General features: G+C 54.0%; 15 protein-coding genes. 9 read left to right on the forward strand and 6 right to left on the reverse strand.

Translation table 11 applies throughout. The annotated features are described in order from the left end of the window. Positions 1-290 precede the first annotated feature (290 nt). A complete protein-coding gene (locus VRC33_RS09290) occupies positions 291-1,766 on the forward strand; it encodes a SulP family inorganic anion transporter (RefSeq protein WP_338564208.1) in 1,476 nt (491 codons plus the stop codon). A gap of 143 nt (positions 1,767-1,909) precedes the next feature. Then, entirely contained in the window at positions 1,910-2,539 is a 630-nt protein-coding gene (locus VRC33_RS09295) for an EAL domain-containing protein (RefSeq protein ID WP_338563076.1), read from the forward strand. 54 nt (positions 2,540-2,593) lie between these two features. On the opposite strand, the gene pth is transcribed toward VRC33_RS09295, so the two are convergent. Continuing rightward, positions 2,594-3,181: an aminoacyl-tRNA hydrolase gene (gene pth, locus VRC33_RS09300; RefSeq protein ID WP_338563080.1), complete on the reverse strand. Its 588-nt coding sequence runs from the start codon at positions 3,179-3,181 to the stop codon at positions 2,594-2,596. Positions 3,182-3,458: 277 nt separating this feature from the next. Between pth and ychH the strand changes: the two genes are divergently transcribed. After that, positions 3,459-3,740, forward strand: coding sequence for a stress-induced protein YchH (gene ychH / locus VRC33_RS09305; protein ID WP_338564211.1), 282 nt, complete (start codon positions 3,459-3,461; stop codon positions 3,738-3,740). Between the two features lie 106 nt (positions 3,741-3,846). On the opposite strand, the gene VRC33_RS09310 is transcribed toward ychH, so the two are convergent. The 4 genes from VRC33_RS09310 to lolB form a co-directional block, all read right to left on the reverse strand. Continuing rightward, positions 3,847-5,016: a GGDEF domain-containing protein gene (locus VRC33_RS09310; protein ID WP_338563084.1), complete on the reverse strand. Its 1,170-nt coding sequence runs from the start codon at positions 5,014-5,016 to the stop codon at positions 3,847-3,849. Between the two features lie 248 nt (positions 5,017-5,264). Further along, a complete protein-coding gene (gene prs / locus VRC33_RS09315; RefSeq protein ID WP_013201847.1) occupies positions 5,265-6,212 on the reverse strand; it encodes a ribose-phosphate diphosphokinase in 948 nt (315 codons plus the stop codon). Positions 6,213-6,337: 125 nt separating this feature from the next. Next, on the reverse strand, positions 6,338-7,195 hold the full coding sequence (gene ispE, locus VRC33_RS09320) for a 4-(cytidine 5'-diphospho)-2-C-methyl-D-erythritol kinase (protein WP_338564214.1): 858 nt from the start codon (positions 7,193-7,195) through the stop codon (positions 6,338-6,340). 34 nt (positions 7,196-7,229) lie between these two features. Then, on the reverse strand, positions 7,230-7,853 hold the full coding sequence (gene lolB, locus VRC33_RS09325) for a lipoprotein insertase outer membrane protein LolB (RefSeq protein ID WP_338563086.1): 624 nt from the start codon (positions 7,851-7,853) through the stop codon (positions 7,230-7,232). A 227-nt stretch (positions 7,854-8,080) separates the two neighbouring features. Here lolB and hemA point away from each other — a divergent pair, with 227 nt between their 5' ends. The 6 genes from hemA to kdsA are packed head-to-tail and all read left to right on the forward strand — an operon-like array spanning position 8,081 to position 13,377. Continuing rightward, the gene (hemA, locus tag VRC33_RS09330) at positions 8,081-9,334 is read left to right on the forward strand and encodes a glutamyl-tRNA reductase (RefSeq protein WP_338564217.1); all 1,254 of its coding nucleotides are present in this window, start codon (positions 8,081-8,083) and stop codon (positions 9,332-9,334) included. A 38-nt stretch (positions 9,335-9,372) separates the two neighbouring features. After that, a complete protein-coding gene (gene prfA / locus VRC33_RS09335; RefSeq protein ID WP_338564779.1) occupies positions 9,373-10,455 on the forward strand; it encodes a peptide chain release factor 1 in 1,083 nt (360 codons plus the stop codon). Continuing rightward, positions 10,455-11,285, forward strand: coding sequence for a peptide chain release factor N(5)-glutamine methyltransferase (gene prmC, locus VRC33_RS09340; RefSeq protein WP_338563089.1), 831 nt, complete (start codon positions 10,455-10,457; stop codon positions 11,283-11,285). The genes prfA and prmC overlap by 1 nt, the downstream gene beginning before the upstream one ends. Positions 11,286-11,300: 15 nt before the next feature. Continuing rightward, positions 11,301-11,699 carry a SirB2 family protein gene (locus VRC33_RS09345; RefSeq protein ID WP_338563091.1) on the forward strand — a complete coding sequence of 133 codons (399 nt, stop codon included), beginning with the start codon at positions 11,301-11,303 and terminating at the stop codon, positions 11,697-11,699. Further along, complete coding sequence (gene sirB1, locus VRC33_RS09350; RefSeq protein ID WP_338563094.1) at positions 11,696-12,505, forward strand: invasion regulator SirB1; 810 nt, start codon at positions 11,696-11,698, stop codon at positions 12,503-12,505. Before VRC33_RS09345 ends, sirB1 begins: the two co-directional genes overlap by 4 nt. Before the next feature lie 17 nt (positions 12,506-12,522). After that, positions 12,523-13,377: a 3-deoxy-8-phosphooctulonate synthase gene (gene kdsA / locus VRC33_RS09355; protein WP_338563097.1), complete on the forward strand. Its 855-nt coding sequence runs from the start codon at positions 12,523-12,525 to the stop codon at positions 13,375-13,377. A 140-nt stretch (positions 13,378-13,517) separates the two neighbouring features. Here kdsA and chaA read toward each other — a convergent pair whose 3' ends face one another. Beyond that, positions 13,518-14,609 carry a sodium-potassium/proton antiporter ChaA gene (chaA, locus tag VRC33_RS09360; protein WP_338563099.1) on the reverse strand — a complete coding sequence of 364 codons (1,092 nt, stop codon included), beginning with the start codon at positions 14,607-14,609 and terminating at the stop codon, positions 13,518-13,520. Positions 14,610-14,846 lie beyond the last annotated feature (237 nt).

Here is a 14,846-nt window from a genome sequence, read left to right on the forward strand (position 1 = left end):
GGAGAGGGGAATCCTCATTTTCTCTGCTGATGCCTGGGCCAGAATGGCCATTTAGTCGCCTGGTTTTATCAGCCGCAGCGGGGGATAAGGGTTGAGATCTGCCTCACATTTCCCGATACTGACTTATCTTTACGGTCGAGATCGCCTCTCATGCACTGCACGCAGCTTACGCCGCCCTGAGTTTTTATCCTGCCAGCAACCACTGTTGCGCCTCTCATCTTCCTGATGAGTTTTTTTGCGCCCGCTAGCGGTGCAGGATGTCACCTGAATAATGATAACTGGAAAATATGATGTTTAATTTGAATTTCAGAGCTGCCGACGTCAAAAACGACGTGCTGGCTGGCGCTGTCGTCTCCGTGGCGCTGATCCCGGAAGCCACGGCCTTTTCACTGCTGGCCGGGCTGTCACCGACTATCGGTCTGCATACCGCATTTATGCTGGGCCTGGTTACCGCCTTATTCGGGGGTAAGCCGGGCATGATCTCCGGTGCGGCCGGGTCGATTGTGGTGGTGTTGGTCAGTCTGATCCAGACACACGGCTATGAATATGTGCTGCTGGCAACCATCTTTGCTGGCGTGATCCAGCTGGCCATTGGCCTGTTCCGGCTGGGCAAATTCATCCGCCTCGTGCCGCAACCGGCTATTTACGGTTTCGTCAACGGTCTGGCTATCGTTATCGCGCTGGCACAAATTCCGATGATTAAAAATCAGGGGCCATTAATGTACGCACTGGTTGCTCTGGCGATGCTGATTGTCTGGCTTTTCCCTAAATTTACCAAGGTCATTCCCGGCTCGCTGGCCGCGTTAATTGCCATCAGTGCTATAGCTATTGGCTTTGGTCTTGATACTAAAAGGGTTGGCGATCTGGCCGATATTTCCGGAACGCTGCCGATGTTCCATCTGCCAGAAGCCCCTCTAAGCTGGGAAACACTGAAGATTGTGCTGCCTTATTCGGTGATTATCGCTTTAGTGGGTCTGATAGAATCGCTGTTAACGCTGGCCGTTCTTGACGAGATGGGCAGCAAGAAAGGCGATGGTAATAAAGAGTGCGTGGCGCAGGGCATAGGTAACACAATATGCGGCTTCTTCGGCAGCTTCGCGGGTTGTGCGATGATCGGACAGTCGATTATCAACTTCACTTCAGGTGGCAGAGGACGTATCTCTAATCTGGTGGGGGCCATCCTGCTGATCCTGTTTGTGGTCAGCCTGTCGAAATATATCGCCTTGCTTCCAGTCGCGGCATTAGCAGGCATTATGTTCGTGGTTTGCATTAATACCTTCGAATGGAGTTCGCTGAGACGCCTGAAGCGTATGCCAAAACCGGATGCGGTCATTATGATTGCCGTGACGATTGTCACTATCTATACCGATTTGGCGATGGCGGTGATTTTCGGCGTAATAATTTCGGCGCTGGTTTTTGCCTGGCAACATGCGCGCATCACCATTCTTTCTCAGGAACAAGGCGACGAACAGAAGACTGTCAGGCTTGAAGGTCCGCTGTTTTTCGGCTCGGTGGCCAGCTTTCATGAGCTGTTTCATCCGGAGAAAGATCCGCAGAACGTGGTGATAGATTTTGCCCGAACGCGGGTGATGGATTCCAGCGGCGTTGAAGCTATAGATAAATTAACGGCCCGTTATCTGGAAGCGGGTAAAAGCGTGCGGTTACGGCACCTCAGTGAAGATTGCATCGGATTACTGAAGCAGGCAGGCCCTTTTTGTAGTCACGAGCTCGACGATCCTGACTATAAAGTTGCTTCCGATCGGTAATCAGCTTTAAAGCTGACGCCTGACCTGCCGATAACCTGGTAAAATCGTCGTATTGATTCGCTGTTTTGCAGAATGAACGTCTATGTTTTATCTGTACGACGATTTTTAGCACTGGCAGGAAGCCTAAACTCTGGCATAAAGGCATGATAACAAACTACACCTGGATTCCTGTTCACACCCTGAGCGGTGAACTTATCGCACTGGATCTTAAGCAGGGCGAAATACAACAGCAGCAGGACCCGGAAAACTGTTTACTGGATCGACTGCTGACAATTGAACAGCACGCAGACTATTTTCAGCAGCACGGTCTGTTGTGCTCATTGACGATCAATTTCCAGCTGGCAAGGGTGGTCTCTGAATCGGTATTTATTCAGCAAATACTGGGTCAGTTACCTTTTGTGCGCTTAAAGCTGTCAGAAGATTTTCCTAATCTGCATGATGGCCCCAACAATCCTTTATTGCGGACGCTGCTTGAGCAGCTGAACATTTTGTGGCTGGATGATTTGGGGGCTGGCGATGCCAATCTTCATGCTCTTCAGTCGAGGATGTTTGAAGCGGTAAAGCTGGATCGGCAGTTCTTTCAGGAGAATGTGTCCAAACCCTGGTTCAGTGTTCTGATTGCTAATATCCGCCGGTACACCAACCGGGTGATAGTGGCAGGGGTGGAAGGCAACGTGCAGTTCGATAAACTTATCGACAATAAAATCTGGGGCGTGCAGGGCTATTATTTACCGGAAATGGAAATGACGGCGCTCACCAGTCGTAGCTTGTAAGAGGGCAGCAAGGTCATGATGGCGACAGACTGACCTTGCCCTTCTCTTATTTCGCTATTCTGCTTTGTAACTGTGCAGGCGGTTCATCGCTTTTAAACGATCTTCCTTCAGCCAGACCTCTGTGCAGCGTGCAGCTTCATCCACGGCATTATCAATCAACGCCTGTTCGGCTGACTGCGGCTTACCCAGTACAAAACCCACCACTTTATTACGATCGCCCGGATGGCCGATACCAATACGCAAACGATGAAAGTCGGCGGTGTTGCCCAGTTTGCTGATGATATCCTTCAGGCCATTGTGCCCGCCGTGTCCGCCGCCCTGTTTGAATTTAGCCACGCCCGGCGGTAAATCCAGCTCATCGTGCGCCACCAGAATCTCCTCTGGCGTAATGCGATAGAACGTCGCCATTGCCGCAACAGCCTTGCCGCTGAGGTTCATGAACGTCGTGGGAACCAGCAGCCGTACATCTTCTCCGCCGACGTTCAGTCGGGCGGTGTAGCCGTAAAATTTACTCTCTTCTTTTAACCGCTGATTGTGACGCTGCGCCAGTAAATCAACGTACCAGGCTCCCGCATTATGGCGGGTGGCGGCATACTCTGCGCCGGGATTGGCAAGGCCCACAATCAGTTTAATGCTGCTCACGTTTCTGTTTTTCCTGAGGAGTGCAGTGGAGAAGGGGACTAGTGTACTTTGACCGACAGAAGAACTCAAAATTGCGCTCGGGCCGGTAACAGATTTGCACTAATACCCCAGGGTGATAATGCAAAATCTATAGAAATTCAGCGGCTTGGACGTAAAGTTTTGTCAAACTTTAAGTAACAATTGTGATCGGCCCCGCACCGGCCAGCCTTTCTATTGCATAAACTTATGACATCTGAGCACAGGAACGGGCTCTTTATCTGCAAACTGGAGGGGAATGATGAAACGTAAACAAGCCGACTTTACCGGTAATGCGTTAATGATATTCGGGCTGGTGGTCATGGTAGTGGGTGTCGGGTATTCGGTGCTGAACCAGCTACCTCAGCTTCAACTGCCGCAGTTTATGGTTCACGGGGCCATCTTCAGTATTTTTATTGGCGCCCTGTTATGGCTGGTAGGGGCCCGAATCAGCGGGCGGGAGAAAGTCTGCGATCGCTATTACTGGGTACGTCACTTTGGCGACAAGCGCTGCCGCAGGGACAACGGTCACCATCACCACTAAACGCCTCACCGGCGGCCCAGGGTTCAGAGTCCGGATGGGCATATAAAAAGGCTGACGCAACGAGCGTCAGCCTTTAGTTTGTCGGTTTTTCAGCAATTGTGGCCGTTCAGATACAAATCGTGTCGGCTGTTTCAGCCTCTGTGGCGATAAAGCGGGTAACTCTGTTACGGCCCAGCGCTTTAGCCTGATACAGGGCTTCATCCGCTGCCACCATCAGGGAAGCGATCTGGTAATCGGCGCCGTTGCTGCTCGCTATCCCGATGCTGACCGTGTAGTTGATCCCCTCAGGCAGTGAAAGCTCCACGGCAGTACGGATCTTTTCGGCACAGACCACCGCTTCAGTTTCGCTGGCAATCATGATCGCAGCGAACTCTTCTCCTCCCAGTCGCGCAAAATGGCCTTTAGAGGGCATCAGAAGCACGACCAGTCGGCAGAAATCAATCAATACCTGATCTCCCTGATAATGCCCGAAACGGTCATTAATGGATTTGAAGTGATCGAGATCGAACAGCATTACGGTGAGAGGCTGACCGGTTTTATTGCAAAAACGGCCCAGGCTATCCCCCTGTTCAAACAGGGCACGACGGTTCCAGATCCCCGTCAGGGGATCCAGCAACGAAGCATTTTTGTACTGGATCTGCGTGCGCTCATTGACCATCGCCAGCATGGTGAAACTCAGGCCTATCACCATCAGAATCGATTCCAGGATCACATAGACCGAGAAGACTGAGCCGCCAATCGCCCCGTGCAGCGGGCTGGGGATGCCGCCGTCCACGATGCCCCTGAATACATGAAACAGCAGATGGATCCACAACAGCAATTGCGCCGGCCAGTAGGTCACTGGCAGTGTCTCGCGCGAGCGGTGCAGTTCCACAATCATCCAGCCGGTATAAATCACACAGAAAATACAGACCGCGAGAATTCGCTGCGGCATGGAGTGATAAAAATCGGGTGACAGGCAAAGCAGCGCCCAGATTAAAGGGCCAGCCGCCCAGAGATAACCGCAGGAGGCGCCGCGAAAAGCGCGAAAAGCCATCACCATGACGCTGTAGGCCAGCAAAATCAGCGTATTGCCTACCGCCACCGGCAGGAAAAGCTGACCATCGCTGCGCAGGCTGCTGAGGAACACGGCAACAATTGTCAGCACCAGCGCCAGACACTGATATCCCAGCACGAGATTGTATTGGGCTCCTTTCCATGCGAACACCATGATAATGCTGAGAAAAAACAGCACATAGAGTTCACAGATGAAAAGGGTGTAGACGTCCAGTGCCATATTAAGAATAATCCTGGGGATAAGATTCAGGCAAAATATCATTAATGTTTACAGGTCAAAAGAGCCTGCGGAGAATTTGGAAGAAAATATTTTCAGGAGGGAACAATTAACGGCGACAAAGAGGGATAACGGAGCACGCAATACAGGGGATAGGCAGAGTAAAGTATCAGGAGAGTAACGTTAAGGACCGGACAGTTATCCGGGAAGCGCCGAATGAAAGCGGGACGGGCGAACCCGTCCCCCAGCTATCAATGCTCAAACATCGCAGAGATAGACTCTTCATTGCTGATGCGACGAATCGCTTCAGCCAGCATGCCAGACAGCGTCAGCGTACGAACGTTAGGCAGAGCTTTGATCTCTTCCGGCAGCGGAATGGTGTCGCAAACCACCACTTCGTCAATCACGGAATTACGCAGGTTTTCAACGGCATTGCCGGAGAAAATAGGGTGAGTGGCGTAAGCGAATACACGCTTGGCACCACGCTCCTTGAGCGCCTCTGCAGCTTTGCACAGCGTTCCACCGGTGTCGATCATGTCATCAACCAGCACGCAGTCACGGCCAGCTACGTCACCGATGATATGCATCACCTGGGAGACGTTGGCGCGTGGGCGGCGTTTATCGATGATCGCCATGTCGGTATCGTTCAGCAGTTTAGCGATAGCACGGGCGCGAACCACGCCGCCGATATCCGGAGAAACCACAATCGGATTCTCAAGACCAATCTGCAGCATATCTTCCAGCAGAATCGGGCTACCAAATACGTTATCAACCGGGACGTCAAAGAAGCCCTGAATCTGTTCAGCATGCAGATCCACAGTCAGTACGCGATCGACACCTACGCTGGAGAGGAAATCAGCAACCACTTTGGCCGTGATGGGTACGCGAGCGGAACGTACACGACGATCCTGACGGGCATAACCAAAATAAGGTATTACGGCAGTAATACGGCCAGCGGATGCCCGGCGCAGGGCATCTACCATCACAACCAGTTCCATCAGGTTGTCATTGGTAGGGGCACAGGTGGACTGGATGATGAAAATATCACCACCGCGTACATTTTCATTAATTTGTACGCTCACTTCACCATCACTGAAACGACCGACGGCGGCGTCGCCCAGGCTAGTGTAAAGGCGGTTGGCAATACGTTGTGCTAGTTCGGGTGTGGCGTTACCAGCAAAAAGCTTCATATCAGGCACGAGAAGAACCTCAGGCTTTGCGTCCAGAGAATGAACATCATCGTTAGCGGCGCTGCTCCAACGACGGTTTCATACGGGTATAGTCATCTACGTGCAGCATCAGGAACGTGGCGATGCTGTCACGGTCACTTTAATAACTCTGAAAGATGGCGGTGCAGCGGCGAAACGTTAACGCCTCGCGCAACAAAGCTCTGCCACTCTTTCGGAGCCAGCTCAAACACCTGACGGGCAGCGGACTCAGTGTCAAATTCAGCAAACACACAAGCACCGGTTCCGGTCAGACGCGACGGCGCGTATTCTAGCAGCCAGGAAACAAGCTGTTCAACCTCGCGAAAACGTTTTCTTACTACTGGCTCACAATCATTACGGTAAACAGCACCTAATAACTCCCTGATTTCACGGGCTGGCGTGTCTCTGGTTAAATCTGGATCCTTGAAAACAGCCGGTGTGGAAATGTTCACGCCAGGGTGCACAACAAGATACCATTTTTCTTCCGGTAACACCGGGGTCAATTTTTCGCCTACGCCTTCGGCAAACGCTGCAACGCCTTCAATAAACACCGGCACGTCCGCGCCGAGCGTCAGGCCCCAACCGGCCAGCTCCTGCAGCGTAAAGCCGGTTTGCCATTGATGATTCAGCGCCACCAGCACGGTGGCGGCATCAGAAGAGCCGCCGCCAAGGCCGCCGCCCATAGGGAGACGCTTATCGATCGCCAGGGTTGCACCGGCGCTGGCAGGCAACGTACCCCGCAGCAGGGCTTGCTTTTGCAGCAGCCTGGCAGCCCGGATCATCAAATTTTCCTCTTCCGGCACGCCGGCCACTGGCGTCAGCAGGCTGATTTTCCCGCTGGCGTTGGTTGCAATGGTCAGGGTGTCGCCATAATCGAGAAACTGAAACAGCGTCTGCAAATTATGGTAGCCGTCAGAACGACGGCCAGTGATGTAGAGGAATAAATTAAGTTTAGCGGGAGCTGGCCACTTTATGCAGCTGACCGCCGGGAGGGGGGCTTGCCTGTGCTCATTTAACGGTCCAGCTGTCCATTTTCAGTTTGATACGCTGGTTACCCTGCCTGAGTTCAAGGTTTGAGGGCAGGGCAGGCGTCTGTTTGCTGTCGTAACCCTGGTAGGTCACCTGCCAGTTCTCGCCATCCTGGCTGTAATTCACCGTGCGCAGACGATACTGATCGTCCAGCTGGAAATCGGAAGAGTCACCCGGTAAGCCCATCATCCACTGACGCAGGCTGTTCAGCGGGATATCCATACCGGTCAGCTGAGAAATCATTTTCCCGGCATCGTTGCTGGTATACCGCTTGCCTTTGTTGTCCACCAACTGCGCCACGCTGCCCTGTGCGTCGAGCTGCAGTTCGGTGCTGCCCAGCGGATTGGTCAGGATCAGACGATAGCGATCCGGCGCGGTCTGCTGCCAGTTAAAGCGGGCATAGACTTTCTGCTGGTCAGTGAGATAGGCAAAAGAGCCGCGGGTTTGGTACTGAGTGATTTTTTCAACGGCCTGCTGGTGCTGCTGCCATTGGGGAGAGGTTACGCTCTGTCCTGGCCCCTGGGGTTTATTCGATGTACAGGCGGCCAGTAACACGGCTGCAAGCGGGAGAATCCGCATCAGGCGGCGATTCTGCTTAAACATGTAGGGGTCAACTCCTCAGACTCCGGGAGGGCATTCTTGCCCAAAGTAACCGTCCAAGCTAACCACCCCGACAGGCGGCGTCAATGCACAATTTGTCTTATTTGCTGCCTGATAGCTATAACTTGTTACAGCGAACGGTAAACGATGGCTTTTCTTGATCTCGCGCATCTTGTAGAATGCGCCTCACAAAACCCTATCAACTGTGGGATAACCCCGACCTAATCACCATGACCCTGCTCGCTCTTGGAATAAATCACAAAACGGCACCGGTAGCTCTGCGTGAACGCGTCACGTTCTCGCCAGATACGCTGGATCAGGCCCTGAATAGCCTGCTGGCCCAGCCGCTGGTTCAGGGCGGCGTTGTGCTGTCTACGTGCAACCGGACGGAGCTTTACCTCAGCGTTGAGCAGCAGGAAAACCTGCAGGAACAGCTGGTGGCATGGTTGTGTGATTATCATCAACTGAGTGCTGATGAGGTGCGTAAAAGCCTCTACTGGCACCATGATAACGAGGCCGTCAGCCATCTGATGCGCGTCGCAAGCGGGCTGGATTCGCTGGTGTTAGGGGAGCCGCAGATCCTGGGGCAGGTGAAGAAAGCCTTTGCAGACTCCCATCGCGGGCAGCCCATTGCCAGCGAGCTGGAGCGGATGTTCCAGAAGTCTTTCTCGGTGGCCAAACGCGTTCGTACTGAAACGGAGATTGGGGCCAGCGCGGTCTCTGTAGCCTTTGCTGCCTGTACCCTGGCGCGACAAATCTTTGAATCTCTGGCTGAGGTGACCGTGATGATGGTCGGCGCCGGAGAGACTATCGAGCTGGCCGCGCGTCACCTGCGCGAGCACAGCGTTAAAAAACTCATTATTGCTAACCGTACCCGCGAACGTGCGCAGGCACTGGCCGATGAAGTCGGGGCTGAAGTGATCGGCCTGGCGGAAATTGACCAGCGTCTGGCGGAAGCTGACATTATTATCAGCTCCACTGCCAGCCCGCTGCCGATTATTGGCAAAGGCATGATGGAGCGTGCGCTGAAAAAACGCCGCAACCAGCCGATGCTGCTGGTGGATATCGCCGTACCGCGCGATGTGGAGCCGGAAGTGGGCAAGCTGCCCAACGCCTATCTTTACAGCGTGGACGATCTGCAGGCAATTATCGAAAGCAATATGGCGCAGCGCAAAGCCGCCGCCGTACAGGCCGAGACTATCGTGGTGCAGGAAAGCAGCGAATTTATGTCCTGGCTGCGCTCGCAGAATGCCGTAGAGACTATCCGTGACTACCGCTCACAAGCCGAACAGGTTCGTGAAGAGCTGGAAGCCCGCGCGCTGCTGGCGTTACAACAGGGTGCGGATGCGCAGGAAGTGATGCGCGATCTGGCCCATAAACTGACCAACCGATTGATCCACGCTCCAACCAAATCTCTTCAGCAGGCTGCCCGCGACGGGGATGACGAACGCCTGCAGATTTTACGCGACGGCCTCGGGCTGTAGCGTTTCGCCTCTTTTGATTACAAGGTAAAACACCATCAATGAAGCCTTCTATTGTTGCCAAACTGGAAGCCTTGCAGGAACGCCATGAAGAAGTTGAGGCGATGCTTGGCGATGCGGGCGTGATTGCCGATCAGGATCGTTTTCGTGCGCTGTCACGGGAATATGCGCAGCTCACCGATGTCAGCCAGTGTTTTGGTAAGTGGCAGCAAAATAAGCAGGATATCGAAGCAGCAGAAGAGATGCTGGACGATCCGGAAATGCGCGACATGGCGCAGGAAGAGTTAAAAGAAGCCCGTGCTGCCAGAGAAGCTCTGGAGCAGGAGTTACAGGTTCTGCTGCTGCCGAAAGATCCGGATGATGAGCGTAACTGCTATCTGGAAGTCCGCGCCGGAACCGGTGGGGATGAAGCGGCTATTTTTGCCGGAGATTTATTCCGCATGTACAGCCGCTATGCAGAGATGCGCCGCTGGAAAGTGGAAATCCTCAGCGCCAACGAAGGCGAACATGGGGGCTATAAAGAGGTCATCGCTAAAGTGATCGGTGAGGGGGCTTACGGGCGTCTGAAGTTCGAATCGGGGGGGCACCGTGTTCAGCGCGTGCCGGAAACCGAATCTCAGGGCCGTATTCATACTTCAGCCTGTACCGTTGCCGTGATGCCGGAACTGCCGGAAGCGGAAATGCCGGAGATCAACGCGGGCGATCTGAAAATCGACACCTTCCGTTCTTCCGGTGCCGGTGGTCAGCACGTTAACACCACCGACTCCGCAATCCGTATTACCCACTTGCCGACCGGTATCGTGGTGGAGTGTCAGGATGAACGCTCGCAGCACAAAAACAAGGCCAAAGCCCTGTCAGTGCTGGGCGCCCGTATCCGTGCTGCCGAGACCGCACGTCAACAGCAGGAAGAGGCCTCAACGCGCCGCAACCTGCTGGGTACCGGCGACCGTTCAGACCGTAACCGCACCTACAACTACCCGCAGGGGCGGATCACCGATCACCGTATCAACCTGACGCTTTACCGTCTGGATGAAGCGATGCAGGGCAAGCTGGATATGCTTATTGAGCCTGTGGTACAGGAATATCAGGCGGATCAGCTGGCTGCGCTGTCCGGGCAGGACTAATGATCGTCCGCCAGTGGTTGAGGGCGGCCATTGCCCAACTGGCAGGAAGCGACAGCCCAAAGCGGGATGCCGAAATCCTGCTGGGGTTTGTCACTGGCAAGTCCCGCAGCTGGATTATCGCTTTTGATGACAGCCTGCTCAGTGAGGACCAGCTAAGCCTGCTGTCAGCGCTGCTGCAACGCCGAATCAACGGCGAGCCGGTGGCTTATCTCACCGGCCAGCGAGAGTTCTGGTCACTCTCTCTCACCGTCTCTCCTGATACCTTAATTCCCCGTCCCGATACCGAATTGCTGGTAGAGCAGGCGCTGGCTCATCTTCCGGCAGAGCCGGTGCGCGTGCTGGATCTGGGCACGGGAACCGGAGCCATTGCCCTGGCGATCGCCAGCGAGCGGCCCGACTGTGAGGTGACAGGGGTGGATCGAATAGCCGCAGCCGTTGCACTGGCGGAAAGTAATGCGCAGCGTCTCAGCATAGCTAATGCCCGGTTCCGGCTCAGCAACTGGTTCAGCGCTGTCGCAGGCGAGCAGTTTGCGGTGATTGTCAGTAATCCTCCCTACATAGATGAAGCCGATGACCATCTGCAACAGGGCGATGTACGGTTTGAACCCGACAGTGCGCTGGTAGCGGGTGATAACGGGCTGGCGGATATCAAGCTTATCGCCGCCGGGGCGGCAGAGCATCTGCTGAGCGGTGGCTGGCTGTTGCTGGAGCATGGCTGGCAGCAGGCAGAAGCGGTGCGGGAAATATTGCGCGAGAACAAATTCACCCATGTCGCAACCTGTCAGGATTATGGCGGTAACGATCGCGTCACTTTTGCGCAAAAAATCTGAACAGGGAAAAAATAAATGGCTGAATGGTACAGTTCTGTTAAAACACTGCATTTAATCACTATTGCCCTCACAATCACGCTGTTCGTGATCCGTTTTTACTGGCTGCAGACCGGTTCGGCCATGCTGCAGCAGCGCTGGGTTCGCATTGTCCCCCATCTCAACGATACGCTGCTGCTGGTTTCCGGTATCCTGCTGGTCACGATCACACACTTTTATCCTTTCAGCCCGCAGGGTGCGTGGCTGACTGAGAAGCTGTTTGGCGTTATTATCTATATCGTGCTTGGCGCTGTTGCGCTTGGGCGCAGGCCGCGCGCGCAGAAAGTGCGCTGGATAGCATTTACAGTGGCGGGGGTTGCCCTGGTACTGATCTGCGACCTGGCCATATTGAAAATGCCATTGTTGGGGAATGTATGACGTCGATAGCAAATGTTGATCTCACAGCCTTATCGCTGTGCGAGGCTGTGATAGCTGCCACTCAGGCTATCCGCCCCGATTTTCCTGCTGAAGACGTGAAAAAGCAGTTAGCGGCGCTGGTAGAAGAAGCCCGCTCAGCAATTCCACAGCAGTCAGAAAAAGATATCCAGCTCGAAAAATTGATTGAACTGTTCTGGAAACAGTGGGGATTTGGCGGCGCCAGCGGCGTATACCGCCTTTCCGACACCCTGTGGCTGGACAATGTGTTAAGAACCCGCCAGGGCACAGCGGTATCGCTGGGGGTGATTTTCCTGCATATAGCCGAACAGCTTTCGCTGCCGCTGATGCCGGTGATTTTCCCTACCCAGCTGATCCTCAGGGCAGACTGGATTGATGAAGAGATGTGGTTAATCAACCCGTTCAACGGCGATACCCTGGATGAACACACGCTGGAAGTGTGGCTCAAGGGGAATATCGGCCCGGTGGCAGAGCTTTATGACGACGATCTGCAGGAAGCTGAGCCGCAGCTGGTACTGAATAAAATGCTCGATACGCTGAAATCTTCCCTGATGGAAGAGAAGCAGATGGAGCTGGCATTGCAGGTCAGCCAGGTGCTGGTGCAGATGGATCCGGAAGACCCTTACGAAATCCGCGACCGTGGGCTGATCTTTGCCCAGCTGGACTGCGAGCATGTGGCCCTGAGCGATCTGACCTATTTTGTCGAGCAGTGTCCTGAAGATCCGGTCAGCGAAATGATCAAACTGCAGATCCACTCGATAGGTCAAAAACACATTACGTTGCACTAATTGAAAAAGGCGAAGAGATGAATCAGAAAGTAGTTAGCATTGGTGATATCGACGTAGCGAACGATCTGCCGTTTGTGCTGTTTGGCGGCATGAACGTTCTGGAATCCCGCGATCTGGCGATGCGCATCTGTGAGCATTACGTCACTGTGACCCAGAAGCTGGGTATCCCTTACGTGTTCAAAGCCTCGTTCGACAAGGCTAACCGCTCCTCCATTCGCTCTTACCGTGGCCCGGGCCTGGAAGAGGGGATGCGTATTTTCCAGGATATCAAGCAGGCCTTCGGCGTGAAAGTGATCACCGATGTGCATGAAGCCAGCCAGGCCCAGACCGTGGCTGACGTGGTGGATGTGATCCAGCTTCCTGCGTTCCTGGCACGTCAGACTGACCTGGTAGAAGCGATGGCGAAAACCGGCGCGGTAATCAACGTCAAGAAGCCGCAGTTCGTCAGTCCTGGCCAGATGGGCAATATCGTTGAGAAATTTGCGGAAGGTGGCAACGAGAAAGTGATCCTGTGCGATCGCGGTGCCAACTTTGGTTACGATAACCTGGTGGTTGATATGCTGGGCTTTAACGTGATGAAACAGGTGACTAACGGCAGCCCGGTGATCTTCGACGTGACCCATGCGCTGCAGTGTCGTGACCCCTTTGGCTCCGCTTCCAGCGGACGTCGTGGTCAGGTGACCGAACTGGCGCGTGCCGGTATGGCAGTAGGCCTGGCGGGTCTGTTTATCGAAGCTCACCCGGATCCAGCCAATGCAAAATGCGACGGGCCTTCCGCTCTGCCGCTGGATAAGCTGGAGCCGTTCCTGGCGCAGATTAAAGCCATTGACGATCTGGTGAAGAACTTCCCGGAACTCGACACCAGTAACTGATTAGAGGCCTCCTCTGACTGGCTCAGAAGGGGCTTTTGCGGTTGATAAAAAAAGCGGGGCGAATTATTCGCCCCGCTTTTTATTTATACGCCTTTGGCAACCGTCCCTCTGTCAGGGGGACGCTGTTCAGCCTGCGTCAGTTAAAGCATTATAGTCATCAGATAACCGACAAATAATGCCAGATGAGCTGCACCGTTCAGGACGTTAGTTCTGCCGGTCGAGAAGGAGATCTGGCACAGCAGAAGGGCGGCAATCATCACCACCATCTGCGGTGGCTCCAGCCCAAAGATCAGCTGCTGGCCGGTCAGGGTGGCGATAATGGTCACTGCCGGAACGGTCAGTGAAATGGTCGCCAGAACCGAACCAAAGAACAGATTCATCGCCCGCTGTACCTGATTAGCCAGCACCGCTTTAATCGCGCCCAGGCCCTCCGGAGAGAGGATCAGCAGCGCCACCAGGAAACCGGTGAACTGCTCGGGGGCATTCAGTTCAGAGAGCAGGGATTCCAGCGTATTAGCGTTCATCTTGGTCACGGCTATTACCGCGATAAGGTGCACAATCAGCCAGATGGAGTGCCACAGGCTGGAGTGGGCAGAGGGCCGGCCATGCTGCGGATCGTCCCCCTCATCTTCATGCTCGTAGACGAACAGGCTCTGGTGCGTTTTGGTCTGGATCAGCAGGAACACGCCATACATCGCCGCGGAGATGGCAGAGATTAACAGCGCCTGGGTGATGGAGAAATTGCCGCCGGGCAGGGCATTGGGAAACACCAGCACCAGAATACCCAGTGGGAAAATAGCAATCAGATACTGCTTAACCCCGGCCAGATTGACGTACTGGGTAGCGAACTTGCGTCCACCCAGTAACAGCGCCGCGCCGACCAGGCCGCAGGTCACAATCATAATGATCGAATAGAGGGTATCCCGCATCAGGGCCGGTGCGGCATCGCCAGTGGCCATCAGCGCCGAAATCAGGCTGACTTCAAGGATAACCACCGACAGGCTCAGGATCAGCGATCCGTAGGGTTCACCAAGGCGGTGAGCCAGCACATCGGCATGGCGAACCACGCTGAATGCGCTACTGAGGATAGCCACCAGCGCCAGCAGGTTAATGGTTATCACAACGGGGAAAGAGTTTGAGGTGCCCCAGAACCATAATATGGCCAGCGCGGCGAGGGGAAGGATCAGGGAATATTCTTTATGCCGCGTTTTGACGGCTTCTTGCGCACTCATAGGCAGTTTTTCCTTTTTTTATCACCTGTTTTGCCTGAAATCAGGGTATGCCTGCAGGCATAAATAATAGCACCGAAGTGAGAGGTCATATTTGCAGCAACCAGCCTAACGGATTATCGGCTGCGTGCCTGTAAACTTTACGAAAATTTACAGCTTTTAACCATAAATCAGGTTAGCGGTGAATTTTAAGGTATTAAGCTTTCTATCCATATGTATTACCTAAATTTATTTTTAAAA

The sequence above is a fragment of the Erwinia sp. E_sp_B01_1 genome (assembly GCF_036865545.1).
In the GTDB taxonomy this organism is placed as follows: Bacteria; Pseudomonadota; Gammaproteobacteria; order Enterobacterales; family Enterobacteriaceae; genus Erwinia.